This is a genomic window from Cupriavidus sp. 01T418 (assembly GCF_056398885.1).
In genome coordinates, this window is sequence record NZ_JBFTQG010000001.1 from 335,987 (window position 1) to 354,798 (window position 18,812).

An 18,812-nucleotide genomic window follows, 5' to 3' on the forward strand; every position below is an offset into this window, starting at 1 on the left:
TCAGGCCTCCTGCTTGAGCAGCATTTCGTTGAGCAGCATGCCGCCCTGCGTCACCACGCGCACAGGTGCGCCCGTCGCCACGCCTTCGGTCACCTGGAAGGTGCCGTCGTTGCGCGGCGTGCCCTGCACCAGCACGCGCTCCATATGCTTGTCGTCAGGCTGCGTCATCAGGTAGAGCTTGCCCTGGTCCTTGACGATGGCCGATTGCGGCACTACCAGTGCCTGTGCCGAGCCGGTGACGATGCGCGCCGTGGCGTACATCTCCGGCTTGAGCGTGCCGTCCGGGTTGGGCACATCGCAGCGTACCTGCAGGGTGTGCGTGTCGGCGTCGACATTGGGCGCGATGAAGCTGACGCGCCCGCGGTAGCGCCGGCCCGGGTAGGCCGGGGTTTCGATCTCGATGACCTGGCCCAGGCGCACGTTCCGGATATCGTTCTCGTAGAGATTGCCGGTGAACCAGATCGAGCGCGTGTCGATGACGCTCATCAGCGAGTCGCCGACATTGAGGTAGGAGCCGGGGTCCATGTCGCGCTTGACGATGGTGCCGCCGATCGGCGCGCGGATGGTCAGCGTATCGGAGGCGACGCCGCGTTCGCGGATGCGGGCAATGTCCTCGGTGGTCGCGCCCAGCACGCGCAGCTTGTTCTCGGCCGACTGCATGGTCAGCTTGGCGTCATCCACCAGTTCCGTCAGGTCGCTGTTGTTCAGCGTGTGAAAGGCGTTGTGCGAAAGCAGGAATTCGTTCTGCGCGGAGATGTACTCGGGCGAGTACAGTTCGGCGAGCGGCTGGCCGGCATGGACCACGGCCCCCTCGAATACCAGGATGCGCTCGACGCGGCCGGCCACGCGCGCCGACGCCAGCTTGGCCTGCTGCACGTTATAGGCCAGCTTGCCGGGCGTGGGCGTGTCGATCGTCACGGTTTGCGTGCTGAACTCCGCGGACTTGACCGCCTTCGGATCGAAGCCGCCTTCAGGCAGCTTCAGCAGCGATGGCACCGGGCGCGGCTTCGCCGCCTCGGCCTTGGCGTACGGCGCCGCGGCCGGCATCGACGCGGCAGCCTTGCCAGGCAGTTCGGCCTGCTGCGCCTGGGCCCAGTATTTTCCACCCCAGATACCGCCGGCGAGGACCACCACGAAGCCGGCGCCGATCATCAGATTCTTTTTCATAGGTTCAGGGCCTCGCGGCCATCAGAATTTGTCCCGGCCCACCGCGGCGGCGAGCGTGTAGTAAGCCTGGCGCGCTTCGGCTTCGGCCTGCGTCACCGCGAGTTCCGCATTCTTGAGCGCGGAGCTGGCAGTGAGCAGGTCGGTGAAGTCGGCGTTGTTGTTGGCGTAGTTGGTGAAGGCCATCTTGTAGGCCGTCATGGCTTCCGGCAGTTGCCGCTGGCGCAGGAACTCGGCCTGGTTCACCGACTGGCGCAGGTTGTTGTGCGCGGTATCCACGGCCAGCAGCGTCTGCTGGCGCACCGACTGGTCGTTGGCGTCGGACGCCACCTTGTTGGCCACGGCTTCATCCACGCCGTACTTCTCCTTGGTGAAGAAGAACAGCGGGATGATCACGTCGAACTCGATGCCGTAGCTGGCCGGCCTGAAGCCCAGCGGCGGGTTGTTGCCGTTGAAGGTGCCGATGACCTGGAAGTCCGGCAGGTAGGCCTTGCGGGCCAGGCGCACGCCCTTCTCGGCCGCGTCCACCAGGAAGCGCGATGCCCGCACATTGGGATGCTCGCGCAACGCCATGTCTTCCAGTTCGGGCAACGGCGTGGGCGGCATGCGTACCGCGCTGGCATCCGGGCGCAATTCGAGCGGGAACTCGGGATTCTTGCCGATCAGCGTGTTGATGGTCTTGCGCGCGTTGTCATACTGGCGCTCCAGGCCAAAGGTATCGTTCTGCGCGCTGCTCTGCGCCACCTGGGCGTTCAGGTAGTCGACATAACCCGCGGCATTGTTGGCGTAGCGGATGCGCGCCACCTGCTTGACCTGTTCCAGCCGCTTGAGGTTCAGGCGCAGCACATCGAGCTGCGCCTTCTGCGCCAGCGCCTGGAAGTAAGTCGTGCTCAGCTGCGCGTAAAACTGCAGGTACAGCGCATCGCGCTGCGCGTCGATGGACTCCGCCTGCGTGTTGGCGATATCGGCCGCCAGCGCCTTCTTGCCCGGGAACGGGAACGACTGCGTCAGCGTATAGCTGAAGCTCTCCGCGCGCGCCAGTGCCAGCGGGCTGTTCTTGGGCAGGTTGCCCCAGATAAAGCCGACCTGCGGATTGTTGGGCGCGGCGATCTGCGGCACCGTGGCCTTGGCCGCCATATAGAGCGAACGCGCCTGGATCAGTTGCGGGTTGTTCGCGCGCAGTTCTTCCGAAAGCTCCCACAGGGAGAACCCCGGCCCGACCAGGCCCTTGGTTTTTTCTTCGTCGCTGAGCGGTGCCGCCGGCGGGGTGGGCGCGCGCGGTGTTGATAGCGGCTGATCCCACCCGCTGGCTGGCGCTTTGCCGGCACCCGGGGCCTTCTTTACCGGTGGTATCAGCGGTACCGGATCGGTATCTCCGCTTAGTTGGACACCCCAGGCGACCCGAGCCGCCAGGACCAGAATGACCGCCGCCCCAACTTTTATATTGGTTGGTTTTTTAATCATGAACTCTCCCATTGCTACTTGTAACAGTTATGACAGGAAAAACTTTCATTCTCCCTTCCAGAACATTGCAAATAGCTTTCGGAAATGTAGGTAATTGCCCGTACTTTGTAATTAAATTGGGTGCCGCAAATTCCACGGGAGATGGCGCAATTGCGATTGAATTCCAGTGAAATGATGCGGCCTTGCAACAAGCGTGATGGCGCGCATGAGCGTGCGCCATCATGCCGAAAGCGGCCGAATTTAAAGCGGAAATTGACGCGGCGGGTCCTGCGCGGAACGCGCGGTGTCTGGCGTGCGATGTGAGCGGTTGCCCGGCCTTTAAATGGATGGCATATCGGGATCAGATTTAAAAAAATGATAGACGCAATCGCTGGAGAAAGCGGATTGGGGTCCGGGCGAGTAAGGAGATTTCCTTTCGGTGGACTGGATTAGTCCATGCTAATGCGCCGTTTGCTCGCAGAATGCGCACACCCGTATCAGCAAAGGCGCGTTCTCCATTTCGGCGAGTGCCTGGCTATCGTCGGATGCGATGGAGCACTTGCATCCAGGCGTGGCGGGTGCCGGTTCGCCGCGGGCAACCGCGGGCATGACCGCGTAACGAACGCCGAGCTGCACGCGGCCTTCCCAGTCGCCTTGCGGATCCAGTGCCAGCAGCCACAGGCGCGTCTGGATCGACCAATGCCTGACAGTCTCGCTCTTGATCGCCAGGCGGCGCGCCGCTTCCGCAACCGACACCTGCTGCGACGCCAGGTTGAAGAACGCCTCCGCCTTGTCTTCCAGCCGGAGCCGCGCCAGTGGCGTACCGGTCAGCCGGTTGAAGCGCTGGCGGCAGCCCTCGCACTGAAAGAACGGCAAGCCACTGGTATCGGCGCCGTCATAGACAGCCTTGCGCGCGCGGCAGCGCGGGCATTGCGGTGGCCGGTGGCTCGCGCTATGCAGCTTGCGCCATGCGGACATCAGGAATGCCGTCAGCCCGTCATCGCCGACTTCGGCCGCCCCGTTCGCGCGGAAATGGATCAACGTCGTCGCGCGGCGAATCTCCTCCGCAATGGGACGCTCGCGGGCGCCCTGGCCCGTGGCCGGGATATCCTGCTCGGGCGGCGTCGGCTGCGGTTGCAATCTGCTCATATCGTAGGCGGGAGCCGGGCCGGTCCGTAAGCCAGGGAGCCGGAGCTGGCACTCCGCCTGCTCCAATGCGCCGTAACGCGGTGCGCGCTACCAGCTGATTCATTGATGCCTGCGTTCCGTGGCATCAAGTCGCGCCGCGGCAGTGCATTGTCGGGAGGCGTTGTCGCCCCCCGGGCCTCTTCATCCCGCCAGCCGGTACGCCGGGAGCGATGGAATTGAATTGCGCCGATTCTATTTGTAATGGCGTCCGCCGCGTACTGTGATTGATCACAGTAGACATCGCTGCGAGGATGTCCGCGGGATGGATGGGGCGACGCCGGACCTGAACCTGGTGCGGGCGCGCTACGGCTTGATGATGCCGGCGGACGCGGCCTTGACGACTGCTTCGATGCGTGTGGCCACGCCCAGCTTCTGGCGCGCATTGTCGATATGGAAGTCGACCGTGCGCTTGGACAGGCCGAGGATGGTGGCAATCTCTCCCGAGGTCTTGCCGCGCGCCGACCACACCAGTGTCTCCACCTCCCTTTCGCTGAGCTGGACGGCCGGCAGGCCAGGCCGCTTCCGCGCAACCCTGGCAAGGCGGGCCTCGACGATGCTCGTCAGGATGTCGAAATCGACCGGTTTGGTGACGTAGTCGTCGGCGCCCAGCCTGCGGCCCTTGAGCTCGGCCTCGCGCTGGGCCATCGCCGTAAGGAATACGAAGGGCATGTCGGCGAAGCGCGGCGCCAGCGAAGTGATCTTCTCCAGCAGCTCGAAGCCCGTCATCACTGGCATACTCACGTCGCACAGGACGAGATCCGGCGCGTCGCGCAGGATGGCGGCGAAGCCTTGCTCGCCGTCGTGCGCGATGCTGACGGCAAAGCCCCGCTCGATGAGCTCTTCGGCAATCAGATCGGCCGTTTCGGCATCATCCTCGATGCAGAGGATCTTCCGGCGGGCATCGGTCATTGTGGTCCTTGGTAGCGGCGGCGGGGAGGGGCTCCCGGCAGGCCGCCAGGCGCGCACGCGCACGGGCACAGCATAGCGAATTTCAGGATAAATGTCTCATGAATCACACAATGCGTCCGGCGCCCGCCAGCCGGCGAGTGCGTCGCGGCCTGGGGCGGCGCCTGGTCGGGTTGCCCGATTCAGTACCGATGCTCAGGCCGATCCGGGTGCGGCTGTCGCTCGTATTCGTGCTGTTCCTGCTCCTGGTGGTGGGCGTGGGGCTGTTCGGGATCAACCGGCTCAGCAACTTTCATAGCGTATCCGCGCAGATCAGCGGCCGCTGGCTGCAGAGCAACCGCATCCTGGGCGACCTCAACAATTATATTTCCGACTACCGCGCTTTTGAGGCCGATGCGCTGATCGCGACTTCGCGCGCCGACCTGCGCGCGGCCGAAGGGCAGATCGGCGGGCTGGACACTGTGATCAAGGAGGTCGAGGCCCGTTACGGCAAGATCGAGCATGATCCGACGGAACTGGCACTCTACGAGCAGTTCATGTCGCAGTGGTCGGCTTACCGTCAGCTGGTCGACCAGGTGGTGTCGCTGGCCCACAAGAAGGACACGACGCAGGCCGTGGCGCTTTACCACGGCGAGTCGCGCCGCGCCTTCGAGCAGGCCAACGGCACGCTGGGTGTGCTGACGGAGCGCAATGTCGCCGGCGCGGCTGAGGCGACCGCGCGCGAAGCGGACGCTTACCATGAGGCGCGCCGGCTGATCGCCAGCGCCATCCTGGTGTCGGGCTTCCTGGTGATCGCGGCCGTGATCTATCTGGTACGCGCGGTATCCAATCCCATCGCGGCCCTTGTCGAGCGCATGCACCGCATCACCGACAACGATCCGCATATCGATATTCCGGGTGCCGGACGCAAGGACGAGATCGGGGAGATTGCCCGCGCGGTGGTGCGTTTCCGGGACAATACGATCGAGCTGGAGCGCAGCAAGGCGGCGCTGGCCGCGCAGACCAGGATGTTGCGGGACACGCTGGAGAACGAGCGGCGCCTGGCGGTGCTGCAGCGCAATTTCGTCTCGATGGCCTCGCACGAGTTCCGCACGCCGTTGAATGTGATCGACGGGCACGCGCAGCGGCTGATGCGGATGAAGGAGGCACCCGCCGCCGACGTCCTCTCCGAGCGCTGCGGGCGCATCCGCGTGGCTGTGCGGCGCATGACCAATCTCATCGACCACTTGCTCGATTCCTCGCAGTTGCTGGATGGCGGCCGCCTTGCCACGCTGCAGGGGGTCGATTTTTCCCTGGCGCTGCTGGTGCACGAGGTCTGCGAGATGCACCGGGAAAGCTCGCCCGCAGCGGTCATCGAGGAAACGATCGAAGCCGGCGTTGGCGAGATCTTCCACGGCGACGCCAAGCTGCTGTTCCAGGCCTTCAGCAACCTGGTCGGCAACGCGATCAAGTACTCTCCAGCGGGCGCCCCGGTTGCCGTGCACGTATCCGCGGACGCGGAGGCGATCCGTGTCTCGGTGTCCGATCGGGGCATGGGTATTCCGGACAAGGACCGCGATCACATCTTCGAGCGCTTTGTGCGCGGCGGCAATGTCGCCGGCACGGCTGGCGCGGGCGTGGGCCTGTACCTGGTCAAGCTGGCGGTCGACCTGCATGGCGGCGAGGTCGCGGTCACCAGCAAGGAAGGGCAAGGCTCACGCTTCGAGGTCCGGTTGCCCAGCGCGGCCGGAATTACCTGAGGGGCCGTCCGATCTCACTTGGCCGCGGCGACGGTTCTGCCACCTTTTGCGCCTGCCATCGCACCCCAGGCCAGATTTGGCAAGGCAGCCCCGGCAGGCAAATAAAAACCCGCCAGCCCTTACGGGTGGCGGGTTTCGATACTGCAAATCCGGTGCTGCAACCTCTTCGGGTTTGTGATGCATTCGGCAGCGTGGCGGAGTGGACGGGACTCGAACCCGCGACCCCCGGCGTGACAGGCCGGTATTCTAACCAACTGAACTACCACTCCGCAGTGGCTTTGGAACCGTTTCAAAACGGTTCCCGACGCGCTTGCTGGAGACCGCCCTGGCTTGCGTGGCGTGCTCCCTGAACTGGCGTCCCCTAGGGGATTCGAACCCCTGTACTCACCGTGAAAGGGTGATGTCCTAGGCCTCTAGACGAAGGGGACTTAGGCTTGCTCGCGACGCTATGTGCTTTTCGTGTCGCGAGGGGCGCGATTATAGCGCCCTTCTGCGGATGTGGGAAGGGCTAATTTGCCCGCTGCCGGGCGATCCGCCTGAACGCTTGCGCCCGCCCGTGCCTCAGCGGTCGCGCCGCCGCTCGCGCATGGGTCCGTCCGCGTCGATGCTGCCGCCCGCGTTTAGCGGCCCATCGATATTCACGGGGCCATTGACCAGTACGTTGCCCCGCACCACCAGTGGCCCGTGCACGGTGAGCGGACCATGAAAGACCTTTTGCGGGCCGGCTCCCGGCGGCGGCGCGTAGGTCGGCGCCAGGGTGGCGAACCAGGCCGCACTGAGCGGCCCGTGCGCAAGGACGCTGCCGTCCACGGTGAGCGATCCATGCACGGTGAGCGGCCCTTCCACCACCAGCGAACCGCCAACGGTCATCGGCCCTGTTTCCGCCGGCTGGCAGTAGGCCGCCGGCGCCAGCCACAGCGCTGCGGCCAGCAGCGGGATCGCCGGCAGGATGACGAGGGCTTGCCGGGCAATGCGCCATTTCATGACAGCTCCCAGGGTGCGCGGCCGGGTTGCCGCAAGGTGCTTCCAAGCTTCCAACTTAGTGTGGCCGGCGACTGCACGCAAGGCCGGCCCGTAGCCTCGGCGAGGCCGCCGCGGCAGCCAGGTAACGCTGTCCTTTTGCGAACCGATCTGCCACCATAGCGGCCCTCGATTCCACAGCGGCTAAAAGACGCAACGACGATGGCTTCCAGCAAAGCACACCATGCCACCGGATGGGCGGCGGGCTTGATCGCCGCCGCGGTGGTGGCCAAGGCAGGTGCCGGTGGCCCCTATCACCTTGCCGCCCTGCTTGCCTTTGTGGCGGGCGTGGCCGGCGGCGGAGCGCCCGACTGGCTGGAGGTGGCCTGGTGGTCGAAGTCCCGCCGCCTCTGGGTCACGCATCGCACATGGACGCATTGGGGCATCGCCTGGCTGGCCTTGCTGGTGGTGGCGCATCGCTCGCTGGGTTCGCAATGGCTGGCCGCGCCGGCGTTCGGCTTTGCCTGTGGCGGCCTGATGCATTTGCTGGCCGACTGGCCAAATCCGCTAGGCGTACCCTGGATCCTGGGCCGGCACTCGCTGAACTGGTGGAAGAGCGGCCGCTGCGACCTGATGGTGGTGGCCGCCTCATGGATGGGCGCGCTGGCGCTGTCGCGGCATGTCTGGTTCCACGGGACGCATGGCCTGGACCTGCTTCACTACCTGCGGGCCTGGCATCCGCGGGTTTGAGGGAGCGTGCAAGAAAAAAGAGGCGGCCACGAGGGGCCGCCGATCGGGAATGTCGAGGGAGGCAATTCCCTCGCAGAAGGTATCGGCGGCGCAAAGTGCCGGATGAACCCCACTGAGGTGGGGTCCTGTTTCCGCCATGCAGACCGAGTCAGGCGCAACGCCGCGGGGTCATGCCTGCAGGCAAGTGGCCGCGGTGCACGGCAGGCCGGCGCCTGACTCCTGCTGGCTATGCCTGCGCACTGCCGTTGCCATCTCGGCATGGGCGGCGTCGAGCCAGGCGGTGCGATGGCGCACGGGATCGCGCGGCGACAGGTCGGCGCCGGTCACCTCGCCCAGGAAATACTTCACCATGCTGCCCGCGCGGGCGGGCACGGGCATCATGCCCAGCAACTGCCACCGCTCCAGCAGGCCGCGATCGACGGCGTAACCCAGCGCGGACCACGCCGTGCGCCCCAGCGCGACGTAGAGTGCCTCGCCATGGCTCCGCGCGAGCGCGCCGAGGAAGTGTTCCTCAAACACCGCGCGCAGCATGGGCACGGCCAGCAGCGCTTCCAGGTCGCCGTCGAAGGCGAGGCCGCGCCGGGTGGTGGCATAGGGCAGCAATGCCAGCGGCTGGAGCCGCTCGAAGCCTTCGTCCCAGAGCGCCGCCGCACCGGGCAGGCCGACAAGTTGCGCGATGCCGAAATGATCCAGCATGCGCACCAGGTTGGGCCGCACAAGCCGTCCGCCGAGTTCCACCCGCCGCTTGTTCTCGCGCTGGATCGTGCGGCCTGGCGCACGCCTTTGCAGCAGTCTCTCGGTCAGTTCGGCCGCCAGCTGGACGTGCATGTGTCCTGGCGTGGTGCTCACCAGGACCAGCCGCGCGTCCGCATGGCTGTGCTCGAACGGCACGTAGGACATCGCGTAGATGCCGTCGCGGTCAACCAGCACCGGCTTGTCGATGACAGCCGTTGCCGACCCGTGCCTGATGCGTGCGCAGTACTCTTCCAGGTAGTTCGCCAAAGTATCCCCGCCTTACCACGATTTCTCTCTGGTACATCCGCCCTGTAACCGGGCTTGGCTTTCCTAGCATGGTAGGCCGCGACCGTGCTGCAAGGCAAAGCGGGCGGTGCTGTTCCCTGCCTGCGGCGATGCATGCTGTGTGGGGCAGCGAACCAAGCCCCTGCCGATGCGGGACGCAACGCAATGCGGGCGGCGCAGGGCTCCCCGCATGGACCCCGCGCGGCGACGAGCCATGCTGCCGCGCCAATGTGGCCGGGATGTGGCACTGAGATGACAGTGAGGTGGCAGTAGGTGACAACAAGGTGACAGCAAGGTGACAACGAGCTGGCAACAAGGTGGCAACAAGGTGGCAATGGAAGCCAATGCGGCGGCGATGCGGGCCACGTCCTCCGTGAACAGCAAGTGTGCCGGTCAGTGTGCGGCGTCGTGCTGGCCAGCTACCTGGCGCGTCGCTGTTCCCGGCCGGGCGGAGGCGATCAGCAACGCAGCGGTAGCGATAAAGGCCGGCAGCGAGAGCAGGCCGAAGATCTTGCCGAAGCTCCATCCCATGCCCAGGATATGCGCCCCCAGCAGCGCGCCGACGATGCCGCCAAATCGGCCGATGCCAAGCATCCAGGCTACGCCCGTGGCGCGGCACTGCGTGGGATAGAAGCCGGCGGCCAGCGTTGGCATGGAGGATTGCGCGCCGTTCATGCAGGTGCCGGCGGCGAACACCAGCACGCCCAGCAGGAGGAGATCGCCGGCGCCGTGGCCGACCGCGTAGACCAGCGCGCCCGTCAGCGCATAGGTGCAGGCGACGATGCGCCACGGATGGCCGCGGTCCATCAGCCAGCCTACAGTCAGCGTGCCGATGCCGCCGCCAAGCGGGAACAGCGCGGTGATGAGGGCGGCTTTCTCGATCGGGTAGCCGGCGTCGGCGAACAGCGTCGGCAGCCAGCTGGTCAGCAGGTAGAAGATCAGCAGGCCCATGAAATACGTGGTCCACAGCAGCACGGTGCCGGAGAGAAACCGCGGCGTCAGGATAGTACGCAGCGACGAGGTTGCCGCGGATGCTGCATCGACGGCTACGGTCTCCTGGATATGGAAGCGTTCATCACCATGCAGCGCGCCCGCGCGGATCTTCGACAATGCGGCCGCGATGCGGGCGGACGGCGCCTTGCGCGCCACCATGAAGCGCACGGATTCCGGCAGGCAGAAGGCCAGCAGCACGGCCAGCACCAGCGGTGCGATGCCGCCAACCAGCAGCACCGAATGCCAGCCGTAGTGAGGAATCAGCCAGGCCGCGGCAAAGCCCCCGGCCGACGAGCCCAGCGTGAAGCCGCAGAACATGGCGTTGACCGCCAGCGAGCGGCGCCGCGTGGGCGCGTATTCGGACATCAGCGTGACCGCGTTCGGCATGGCCGCGCCGAGGCCCAGGCCGGTCAGGAAGCGCAGCACGGTAAGCGTCTCGAGCGAGTTCGAGAAGGCTGAGGCCACGCTCCAGCCGCCGAAGCACAGCACCGAGCCCACCAGTACGCTCTTGCGGCCAAAGCGGTCGGCCAGCGGTCCCGCCACCAGCGCGCCGGCAGCCAGGCCGAACAAGGCGGCGCTCATCACCGGTCCGAGATGGGCGCGGCTGATGCCCCATTCCCTGGCCAGCACCGGTGCGATAAAGCCGATCGCCGCGGTGTCGAAACCGTCGGCGGCGACAATCAGGAAGCACAGGATCAGGATGATCCACTGGAAGCGCGAGAAGGGTTGCTTGTCGATGAACTGCTGCACGTCGATGCTGGCGCCAGGCTGGCGCGCGGGGTCGCGGGTTGCGGCCGGCTGGCCGCTGTTCGGGGGCGTCATGATGCGGGTCTCCTGTCATGCCGCTCGTTGGCGGCGGATTTTCGTATTTCTCAAGGCCTGGCGCGAGGCTTCACCAGGCTTCAGTAAGGCAGGCCGACGTAGTTCTCGGCCAGCGACATCTGGGCGGCGCGCGAGCCGGTCAGGTAGTCCAGTTCGGCTTGCTGGATGCGCAACGCGAAGTCATCGGCAGCGGGAAAGCGATGCAGCAGCGATGTCATCCACCACGAGAAGCGCTCCGCTTTCCATACCCGGCGCAGGCATTTCTGCGAGTAGGCATCGAGTTCGCCGGCATCGTCGTGCAGGTAGCGTGCAATCAGGCCGTCGGCCAGGTAAAGCACGTCGCTGGCAGCCAGGTTCAGGCCCTTGGCGCCGGTGGGTGGCACGATATGCGCGGCGTCGCCCGCCAGGAACAGGTTGCCGAAGCGCATCGGCTCGCACACGAAGCTGCGCAGCGGCGCGATGCTCTTCTCGATGCTTGCGCCCGTCGCCAGCGCCTCGGCGGCCGGCGCGTCGAGCCGGCTGCGCAACTCGTCCCAGAAGCGTTGATCGGACCAGTCCTCGACCCGTTCGTCGGCGGCAACCTGCACGTAATAGCGGCTACGGTTGAGCGAGCGCATGCTGCACAGGGCGAAGCCGCGCTCGTGGCTGGCATAGATCAGTTCCTCCGCTACCGGCGGCGTGTCGGTGAGCACGCCGAGCCAGCCGAAGGGATAGACCCGCTCGAAGATGCGCTTGGATGGCGCCGGCACGCTGCGCCGCGTGACGCCATGGAAGCCATCGCAACCGGCAATGAAATCGCAGCGCAGTTCGCACAGCTGGCCATCCTTGCGATACCGCACCACGGGCGTGGCCGTATCGAAATCGTGCACGCTCACGTCCTCGGCGTCGTAGACGGTGACGGCATTGCCGGCCTCGCGCGCGGCCATCAGGTCGCGGGTGACCTCGGTCTGGCCGTAGACAGTCACGGAGCGGCCGATCAGCGCCTGGAAGTCGATGCGGTGGCGTTCGCCGCCGTAGGACAGTTCGATGCCGTGGTGAACCAGGCCATCGTGATGCAGGCGCTGCGCCACGCCGGCGCGTTCGAGTGCATCGGCGGTTACGCTCTCAAGGATGCCGGCGCGGATACGGCCGAGGATGTAGTCGGGATTCCGTTGTTCGATGATGACTGCATCGATGCCGGCCTTGGCCAGCAATTGTCCTAGCAGCAGGCCCGAGGGGCCGGCGCCGATGATGGCGACTTGTGTGCGCATCGCGTGTCTCCTGGTGCGGGGGATTGTTATTGAACGTAACAATAGCGGCGCCAGGCAGGGGAGGGAATAGACGGAACGAACCATCAACAGGACAAAACGAACATCCGGCCTTATCGCGTGACAAGGCCGGATATCCTGTGGATACGAGGGAAAACCCTAGATATCTGCCTGAAATTAGCCGGAATTACCGGGCCGGTTCCGCCGCGGGGAGGGATCTTCAGGCACATCGTCCAGGTGTGACCGCCTTCACATTCCATACATCGTGCACCACTGGCGGCGCACCCGGCACACGACTGCCCGGGAACCTCAGCGGATCAGGCGCTGCTCTTTGCGGCAAGCCTTGCAGATGTGTTCGAGGCCATCCTGGCGCCGCGCGTCGCGCGCGAAGAACTCGCTGTCGGCTGGCCAGTGCTCGCCGCAATGCCGGCATAGCTTCAGCAGACCGATATCGGACATCAGGACGTCGCCGCAGGCAGCTGCAGCGACGTGGCGGGCGCGCGGCGCGGGCGCGTCTTGCATGACGCCGTTGGTCATGGCGCGGTGGTTCTGGCTCTGGCGCGGCAGGGCGGCGCGATCGTACATGGTCTCTCCTTGCTTTGGGAAGGGGCCGGTCAGGCTTGGGGCGCGCCGCGGGGTTCCGTAGCGCGGATGAAATATGCCGTTACCAAATGGCGCGCGGATCAGGGGTCCGTGAGGTGGATGGACGATGGGCCGATGCCTGCATTCGCGCTTCCGGGTTTCGGAAACTCACTGCCCGAGCAAGCTGGAGCACGCCATCAGCAACCATCCGATGCCGACGCAGACGCCGAGCCAGCCGAGCAGCACCAGCACGATGGTGGACCACTTCATTGGGGCCACCGCTCGGGCGCGGCAGGCGGTGGTAGCAACTTCAAAAGCGAGCGGCTCATATGTACTTTCCTGGTCTGGGCAAGACACGGCTTGCACAAGGGGGCAGCTTAGCGAGCGAGTGATACCGATGTGTGTCCGGGTTGTAAGGAAATGTGCACGAGAACCATGTCCAGCCGTGTTGGCGGCCCCGATACCGATCAGCTTGCCGCCGTTGCCGCACGCCGGTTCGAGAGCCTGCCTATAATGCCGGATCCGATACCCTGCCCGCCGCGCGTGGTGCCAAGGCCAGCCATGACGATCCTGCTCGACACCTCCATTTCATGCACCCTGGATGGCTTGGTCGAGCGCCTGGGCACCATGCGCGGTGCGCGCGTGGAAGCCTGGGTGTTCGAGGATGCCGCCGCGCGCCGCGCGGCCGAGGATCGCCTGGCCGCAACCGGTGTAGCGGCTGTCATTCGCAGCGCCTACAAGCCGCTGCTGCATTTTTTTCTCGATGAACCGGGACTGGCACGCGATGGCGGCCCGCTCGCCGGCGCGCGCGACGTCGCCGTGCGCCTGCCCGCCGCCACGACGCCGGCAATGGCACAGCGCTTCCGGCTGGAAGCCTATCCGCTCGCCGGCATGTTGCCTGAGGGCAAGCTCCGCATCAGCGAGGGAGAGGACGAAGGGCACTACGCCGTCCAGCTCGATGGCGGCGTAGCCCATCGCGTATTCGTGCCGCTCGCGGCGTCGGGCGCGCCCTGCGGGTGGCTACGCGTGTGGCAGGATGGCGCCTGCCTGGAGGACGGGCCACTGGCCACCGAGTTCGAACTGGCATTCGCCGCGGCCATGGATGCGATCCGCAGCCATGGCTGGGGCACGCAGGCCCCCTATTTCGATGTGCTGCGCATTGCCATCGACACCGGCGGCATCGAGCGGCGGCTGTCCTATGAGGACGAGTGCATCAGTACGCGCGAAGCCCTGCACGAGGACCTGTACTTCTCCATCCTCGAGTTCTTCCAGGATCGCGCCGGCTTGCCGCGCGGCGATCGCACCTTGCAGCCTGGCCAGATCGTGCCCGACGTACGCGCCGCCAGTGGCGCCACCCGGGTGCGGGTGAAACTGCTGCCGCATCCGCGCGCAACGGTGGCACCTGCCGCCGGGACACCGCTATCCGCCGCGGCGCTCGCCGGCCTCTCCCGGCCACTGACGCCGGACGAAGCCGCCATCGAGATGCACGCGCTGGGTGGCAATCGCTTCGCCGTTGCGTCCACGCAGGGGCGCGTGGTCCACGGCACCCACATCGAAGGCGCGCTGCCGGGGCTGGTGATTTCGGCTGGCCAGCATGCCAACGAAACTTCCGGCGTGGTGGGTGCTCTACGCGCGGCGCAAGCGCTGAAGCTGCGCCCGCATGCGCACTTCGCCCTGATTGCGATGGAGAATCCGGACGGCGCCGCCTTGCACGTGCAATTGCGCGAGGACAACCCGCGGCATATGTCGCATGCCGCGCGCTACACGGCATTGGGGGACGACCTCGAAGCGCGCATGGCGCCGCCGTTCGGGGAGAAAGCGGCCCGGCTGGAGGCGATCGAGCGCACCGGCGCAGGGCTGCACATGAGCCTGCATGGCTACCCCGCCCATGAATGGACGCGCCCGCTGACCGGCTACGTGCCGCCGGGCTTCGAGACCTGGACCGTCCCCAAGGGGTTTTTCCTGATCCTGCGCCATCACGCGGGGCGCGACGGGCTGGCATTCATGCAGGCGCTGACCGCGCAGCTCGCGGCTTCGCCGGAACTGGCCGAATTCAACGCCCGGCAGCTCGCCACTTGGGGCCGGCATGTGGGGGAGGTGCCGTTCCCCGTGCTCAACGGCATTCCATGCATGATCTGCGAGGATCATCGCTCAACGGTGCCCTACACCCTGGTCACCGAATTTCCGGACCAGACCGTCTATGGCGATGCCTTCCGCCTGGCGCACACCACGCAGATGCGGGCCGTGCTGGCTGCGGCGGAACTGTATTGGGCAGGGCTGTTGAACTGAAGCCAGGCGACCCAGGGGCCGTCCGCTGATCCGGACGAAGCGCGTGGCGGGGGCAAGGCATTGGCCCCGGCCGGGCGGCTTCAATGAATGGTACGTGTCACCTTGGCGTGCGGAACTGCCGCCGCCGCCGCGCCTTCGGGCGTGGCACCTTCGTCTTGCTCGATCATGGTCGCTGCGAGGCTGAGCGCAGCTTGCATCTCTTCGTGCGACAGGCCGGACGACAGTGCAAGCCGCACTGCCAGGGACGCCAGTCGTGCGACTTCATAACTCGGGATGGTCATCTCAACTCCTTGTGTCAGCGTCCTGCCGGGTTCCGCAGCATCAGGCAGCGGGGCCGGTGGCGCGCCTTATTGGATGAATCGGCAGCCGGCGCACTCCTGCGCCGGCGCCTGTCAATCTCCAGTATGGTTCACCGCGCGCTCCGCCGCCCAAAGAGATTCCGGCGGCGCTGCGCGGCCTCACGCTGGCAGGAAACCTTCCACGGTGAGATAGCGCTCGCCGGTGTCGTAGTTGAAGCCCAGCACGGTGGCGCCGGCCGGCAGGTCGGACAGCTTCTGCGCGATCGCGGCAAGGGTGGCGCCCGAGGAAATACCTACCAGCATCCCTTCTTCGCGGGCGGCGCGGCGCGCCATCTCGCGTGCCGGCTCGGCGTCGACCTGGATCACGCCGTCCAGCAGATCGGCATCGAGATTCCTGGGGATGAAGCCGGCGCCGATGCCCTGGATCGGGTGTGGCGCGGGTGCGCCGCCGGAAATGACCGGCGAGGCCGTGGGTTCGACCGCGAATACCTTCAGCGCAGGCCACTTCTGCTTCAGCACGCGGGCGCATCCGGTGATATGGCCGCCCGTGCCCACGCCGGTAATCAGGGCATCGATGCCTTGCGGGAAGTCCGCCAGGATCTCCAGCGCGGTGGTCTGGACGTGTGCCTCGATATTGGCGGGATTCTCGAATTGCTGCGGCATCCACGCACCGGGCGTGGCCGCCACCAGTTCCTCGGCACGGGCGATGGCGCCCTTCATGCCTTTTTCGCGCGGCGTCAGGTCGAAGGTGGCGCCATAGGCCAGCATCAGGCGTCGGCGTTCCACTGACATGCTGTCGGGCATCACCAGCACCAGCTTGTAGCCCTTCACCGCGGCCACCATGGCCAGGCCAATGCCGGTATTGCCCGAGGTAGGCTCGATGATGGTGCCGCCCGGCTTGAGCACGCCGGATTGCTCGGCCGCTTCGACCATCGACAGGGCGATCCGGTCCTTGATGGAGCCGCCGGGGTTGGCGCGCTCGGACTTGATCCAGACCTGATGGGTATCGCCAAAGAGCCGCCGGATGCGGATATGGGGCGTATTGCCAATGGTCTGCAGGATGTTGTCGGCCTTCATGCGGGAACTCCAGGGATGTTGTCGAACCGGACTTGCAAGTGCGTCCGGACTAGCAAGCGCTGGGAGATTCTAGCCGCGCGGCGCGCGGGCAATGCGATTTGCCCGTCATATGCGTGACTCAAGATTCTCTTGCTCAATACGTGGACTTGCGTGGAGCGTTGTATTCCTGCCCTGGCCACGGCGCGATTCGTGATTTTTCGCCCCTCACTGACACATCGGCATCGAGTTTCCGACACGTATTGTGATATTTTGTCGGGTCGGAAAAATGCGGAAAATGCCCAGGCAATGCGAAGCTTGCCGCATGCGGAAACCAACCCGGAGCAGCGGACGCCGCCAAGGCGCGCTCGTAGTGATTGGCGCCGGCAACCGGCGTTAGCCGTTAGAGGTTAGCGGCCCCAAGGCACTGCATTTGCCCTGGCACGTAATCCCTAGTCCGAAATGCTTATATCCACGCTTACCCCCAATACCTCAGAATCTTTCGCTTTCAGTGCTCCAACCAGCACTTTGAGCACGATGTATCGATAAGTGCCCCGCGGGGGACTGCCTGGAATTTGCGGCAGCGCGGGAAGCAGTACATGGGAACAGCCATAGCCGGAATGCATCGCCTGTCGGCAACGCGCAAGAGCGCGCAGGCAAGCAAAGCGAGCGATTCCGGAGCGGGACAAAAAAACGGAAGAAAACAGGGGTCAACAAGTGAATCTGTTGCGATTGCACGGCGTCATGCGCCGCGTGGCCGGCTTGCGCCAGGCAAGCCGGGGCATGTCGATGACGAGAGCCTGGCCTGGCGCACGCCAGGCCGTATTTGCTGCCTGGCCATGCCCGGCGCAGACGCAGGCGGTGGCCACTGCGGGCGCCTGCCTCCCCGGGCGCCCGCAGCATCGTCTTCCACCCTGGCAGCAGGCCGCCGGTGGGCTCCCCGCAAGTCTCCGATATCCCGACCGTCGAACCTGACAGCGGCTTCGGCCCGCGCACGGCCGCCACACCCAAAACACGACGGTTTTCCCACGTCGGCATTGGCGAAGTCGATGACTGAACCAGCCCAAAATCCTTCCACTGCGTCGTCAGCCTGCGCCGCGCCCGTGTTTCTCGCGAAACAAACGAACGGTTAGAATTCTGCCTCTATTTGCCGTACTGCCATGAAAATCCTCTCCGTGTTCGGCACCCGCCCCGAAGCCATCAAGATGGCGCCCCTGGTCAAGGCACTCGCTGGCCATGATCACATCGAGTCGATTGTCTGCGTCACAGGGCAGCATCAGCAGATGCTGCAGCAGGTGCTCGAGCTGTTCGATATCGTCCCGCATTACAACCTGGAGTTGATGACGCGGAATCAGACGCTCAACGACCTGAGCGCACGCCTGCTCACGGCGTTTGATTCCGTTCTCGACACGGTGCGCCCGGACCGGATCCTGGTGCACGGCGATACGACATCGGCGATGGCCGCGGCCCTGACGGGGTTTCATCGCCGAATCCCGGTCGGCCATGTCGAGGCGGGTTTGCGCACCGGCGACCTGTCCCAACCGTGGCCGGAGGAAATGAATCGCCGCACCATCGACGTCTGCGCCGATCTGCTGTTCGCGCCTACCCTTTCCTCGCGCGACAACCTGCGCGCCGAGAATCTCGGCGGCCGGATCGTGGTCACCGGCAACACCGTGATCGACGCTTTGCTGCAAACCACGGACAGGATCCTCGCCGATCCGGCGTTCCGTGCCCGGCTGGATGCCCACTTCCCCTACCTGCGCGAGGACCGGAAGCTCCTGCTCGTCACCGGCCATCGCCGCGAGAACTTCGGCTCCGGCTTTGCCAATATCTGCGACGCACTCGCTCTGCTCGCCCGGCGCGAGGACATTCAGATCGTCTATCCGGTGCACCTCAACCCGAACGTGCAGGAGCCCGTGCTCGGCAAGCTGTCCGGCTTGCCGAACGTGCACCTGATCCCGCCGCTCGACTACGCGCTGTTCGTACGCCTGATGCAGCGGGCCCACGTTGTCCTGACCGATTCCGGCGGCGTGCAGGAGGAGGCGCCGTCGCTGGGCAAGCCCGTGCTGGTGATGCGCAATGTCACCGAGCGGCCGGAGGCCGTCCTGGCGGGCACGGTGCGGCTGGTGGGGACCGAGGTCGCGAGCATCGTGGAGTCGGTCAGCTCCCTGTATGACAACGACGATGCCTGGTGGGCCTTCTCCCGACGCATGAATCCGTACGGTGACGGCCAGGCTTCGCAGCGCATCCTGGCGGCCCTGTCCGGCGCTGCGGTGAGCGAATTCCAGTGCGATCAGCGGGCGGCAGCCTGATCGTCATGAACGCAGCTGCTCCCGTTTGCCATGCACTATCTGCGG

15 protein-coding genes and 2 tRNA genes are annotated in these 18,812 nt (G+C 65.7%); 4 read left to right on the forward strand and 13 right to left on the reverse strand.

The features are described from left to right. From AC1DQ3_RS01545 to AC1DQ3_RS01560, 4 genes are all read right to left on the reverse strand, one after another. Complete coding sequence (locus tag AC1DQ3_RS01545) at positions 1-1,167, reverse strand: efflux RND transporter periplasmic adaptor subunit (RefSeq protein WP_477118402.1); 1,167 nt, start codon at positions 1,165-1,167, stop codon at positions 1-3. Positions 1,168-1,188: 21 nt separating this feature from the next. Continuing rightward, the gene (locus AC1DQ3_RS01550; protein WP_477118403.1) at positions 1,189-2,628 is read right to left on the reverse strand and encodes a TolC family protein; all 1,440 of its coding nucleotides are present in this window, start codon (positions 2,626-2,628) and stop codon (positions 1,189-1,191) included. A gap of 438 nt (positions 2,629-3,066) precedes the next feature. Then, complete coding sequence (locus AC1DQ3_RS01555) at positions 3,067-3,756, reverse strand: DUF746 domain-containing protein (RefSeq protein WP_477118404.1); 690 nt, start codon at positions 3,754-3,756, stop codon at positions 3,067-3,069. A 342-nt stretch (positions 3,757-4,098) separates the two neighbouring features. After that, positions 4,099-4,704, reverse strand: a complete 606-nt coding sequence (locus AC1DQ3_RS01560) for a response regulator transcription factor (RefSeq protein ID WP_477118405.1) — start codon at positions 4,702-4,704, stop codon at positions 4,099-4,101. Between the two features lie 98 nt (positions 4,705-4,802). Here AC1DQ3_RS01560 and AC1DQ3_RS01565 point away from each other — a divergent pair, with 98 nt between their 5' ends. Then, entirely contained in the window at positions 4,803-6,440 is a 1,638-nt protein-coding gene (locus AC1DQ3_RS01565) for a sensor histidine kinase (protein ID WP_477118406.1), read from the forward strand. Between the two features lie 192 nt (positions 6,441-6,632). Here AC1DQ3_RS01565 and AC1DQ3_RS01570 read toward each other — a convergent pair. The 3 genes from AC1DQ3_RS01570 to AC1DQ3_RS01580 form a co-directional block, all read right to left on the reverse strand. After that, positions 6,633-6,709: transfer RNA gene (locus tag AC1DQ3_RS01570), tRNA-Asp, on the reverse strand. Between the two features lie 83 nt (positions 6,710-6,792). After that, a tRNA-Glu gene (locus AC1DQ3_RS01575) sits at positions 6,793-6,868 on the reverse strand. A 133-nt stretch (positions 6,869-7,001) separates the two neighbouring features. Further along, positions 7,002-7,424 carry a hypothetical protein gene (locus AC1DQ3_RS01580; RefSeq protein WP_477118407.1) on the reverse strand — a complete coding sequence of 141 codons (423 nt, stop codon included), beginning with the start codon at positions 7,422-7,424 and terminating at the stop codon, positions 7,002-7,004. Positions 7,425-7,622: 198 nt separating this feature from the next. Here AC1DQ3_RS01580 and AC1DQ3_RS01585 point away from each other — a divergent pair, with 198 nt between their 5' ends. After that, positions 7,623-8,150: a metal-dependent hydrolase gene (locus AC1DQ3_RS01585; RefSeq protein ID WP_477118408.1), complete on the forward strand. Its 528-nt coding sequence runs from the start codon at positions 7,623-7,625 to the stop codon at positions 8,148-8,150. 168 nt (positions 8,151-8,318) lie between these two features. On the opposite strand, the gene AC1DQ3_RS01590 is transcribed toward AC1DQ3_RS01585, so the two are convergent. The 4 genes from AC1DQ3_RS01590 to AC1DQ3_RS01605 form a co-directional block, all read right to left on the reverse strand. Next, a complete protein-coding gene (locus AC1DQ3_RS01590) occupies positions 8,319-9,152 on the reverse strand; it encodes a hypothetical protein (RefSeq protein ID WP_477118409.1) in 834 nt (277 codons plus the stop codon). Between the two features lie 411 nt (positions 9,153-9,563). Beyond that, positions 9,564-10,985: an aromatic acid/H+ symport family MFS transporter gene (locus AC1DQ3_RS01595; RefSeq protein ID WP_477118410.1), complete on the reverse strand. Its 1,422-nt coding sequence runs from the start codon at positions 10,983-10,985 to the stop codon at positions 9,564-9,566. Between the two features lie 80 nt (positions 10,986-11,065). Next, positions 11,066-12,235, reverse strand: coding sequence for a 4-hydroxybenzoate 3-monooxygenase (gene pobA, locus AC1DQ3_RS01600; protein ID WP_477118411.1), 1,170 nt, complete (start codon positions 12,233-12,235; stop codon positions 11,066-11,068). A gap of 306 nt (positions 12,236-12,541) precedes the next feature. After that, positions 12,542-12,817 carry a hypothetical protein gene (locus AC1DQ3_RS01605; RefSeq protein WP_477118412.1) on the reverse strand — a complete coding sequence of 92 codons (276 nt, stop codon included), beginning with the start codon at positions 12,815-12,817 and terminating at the stop codon, positions 12,542-12,544. A 558-nt stretch (positions 12,818-13,375) separates the two neighbouring features. On the opposite strand from AC1DQ3_RS01605, the gene AC1DQ3_RS01610 reads away from it, so the two are divergent. Next, positions 13,376-15,103: a hypothetical protein gene (locus AC1DQ3_RS01610; protein WP_477118502.1), complete on the forward strand. Its 1,728-nt coding sequence runs from the start codon at positions 13,376-13,378 to the stop codon at positions 15,101-15,103. 80 nt (positions 15,104-15,183) lie between these two features. Here AC1DQ3_RS01610 and AC1DQ3_RS01615 read toward each other — a convergent pair whose 3' ends face one another. Both AC1DQ3_RS01615 and cysK read right to left on the reverse strand, forming a co-directional pair. After that, a complete protein-coding gene (locus AC1DQ3_RS01615; RefSeq protein ID WP_006158694.1) occupies positions 15,184-15,384 on the reverse strand; it encodes a hypothetical protein in 201 nt (66 codons plus the stop codon). 177 nt (positions 15,385-15,561) lie between these two features. Next, positions 15,562-16,479: a cysteine synthase A gene (gene cysK / locus AC1DQ3_RS01620; RefSeq protein WP_477118413.1), complete on the reverse strand. Its 918-nt coding sequence runs from the start codon at positions 16,477-16,479 to the stop codon at positions 15,562-15,564. Between the two features lie 1,136 nt (positions 16,480-17,615). On the opposite strand from cysK, the gene wecB reads away from it, so the two are divergent. Beyond that, positions 17,616-18,767, forward strand: a complete 1,152-nt coding sequence (gene wecB / locus AC1DQ3_RS01625) for a non-hydrolyzing UDP-N-acetylglucosamine 2-epimerase (RefSeq protein WP_477118414.1) — start codon at positions 17,616-17,618, stop codon at positions 18,765-18,767. Positions 18,768-18,812 lie beyond the last annotated feature (45 nt).

Coding starts and splice junctions, on each gene's coding strand:
- AC1DQ3_RS01545 (WP_477118402.1), bottom strand. CDS start 1,167: ATGAAAAAGAATCTGATGATCGGCGCCGGCTTCGTGGTGGTCCTCGCC.
- AC1DQ3_RS01550 (WP_477118403.1), bottom strand. CDS start 2,628: ATGATTAAAAAACCAACCAATATAAAAGTTGGGGCGGCGGTCATTCTG.
- AC1DQ3_RS01555 (WP_477118404.1), bottom strand. CDS start 3,756: ATGAGCAGATTGCAACCGCAGCCGACGCCGCCCGAGCAGGATATCCCG.
- AC1DQ3_RS01560 (WP_477118405.1), bottom strand. CDS start 4,704: ATGACCGATGCCCGCCGGAAGATCCTCTGCATCGAGGATGATGCCGAA.
- AC1DQ3_RS01565 (WP_477118406.1), top strand. CDS start 4,803: ATGAATCACACAATGCGTCCGGCGCCCGCCAGCCGGCGAGTGCGTCGC.
- AC1DQ3_RS01580 (WP_477118407.1), bottom strand. CDS start 7,424: ATGAAATGGCGCATTGCCCGGCAAGCCCTCGTCATCCTGCCGGCGATC.
- AC1DQ3_RS01585 (WP_477118408.1), top strand. CDS start 7,623: ATGGCTTCCAGCAAAGCACACCATGCCACCGGATGGGCGGCGGGCTTG.
- AC1DQ3_RS01595 (WP_477118410.1), bottom strand. CDS start 10,985: ATGACGCCCCCGAACAGCGGCCAGCCGGCCGCAACCCGCGACCCCGCG.
- pobA (WP_477118411.1), bottom strand. CDS start 12,235: ATGCGCACACAAGTCGCCATCATCGGCGCCGGCCCCTCGGGCCTGCTG.
- AC1DQ3_RS01605 (WP_477118412.1), bottom strand. CDS start 12,817: ATGTACGATCGCGCCGCCCTGCCGCGCCAGAGCCAGAACCACCGCGCC.
- AC1DQ3_RS01610 (WP_477118502.1), top strand. CDS start 13,376: ATGACGATCCTGCTCGACACCTCCATTTCATGCACCCTGGATGGCTTG.
- AC1DQ3_RS01615 (WP_006158694.1), bottom strand. CDS start 15,384: ATGACCATCCCGAGTTATGAAGTCGCACGACTGGCGTCCCTGGCAGTG.
- cysK (WP_477118413.1), bottom strand. CDS start 16,479: ATGAAGGCCGACAACATCCTGCAGACCATTGGCAATACGCCCCATATC.
- wecB (WP_477118414.1), top strand. CDS start 17,616: ATGAAAATCCTCTCCGTGTTCGGCACCCGCCCCGAAGCCATCAAGATG.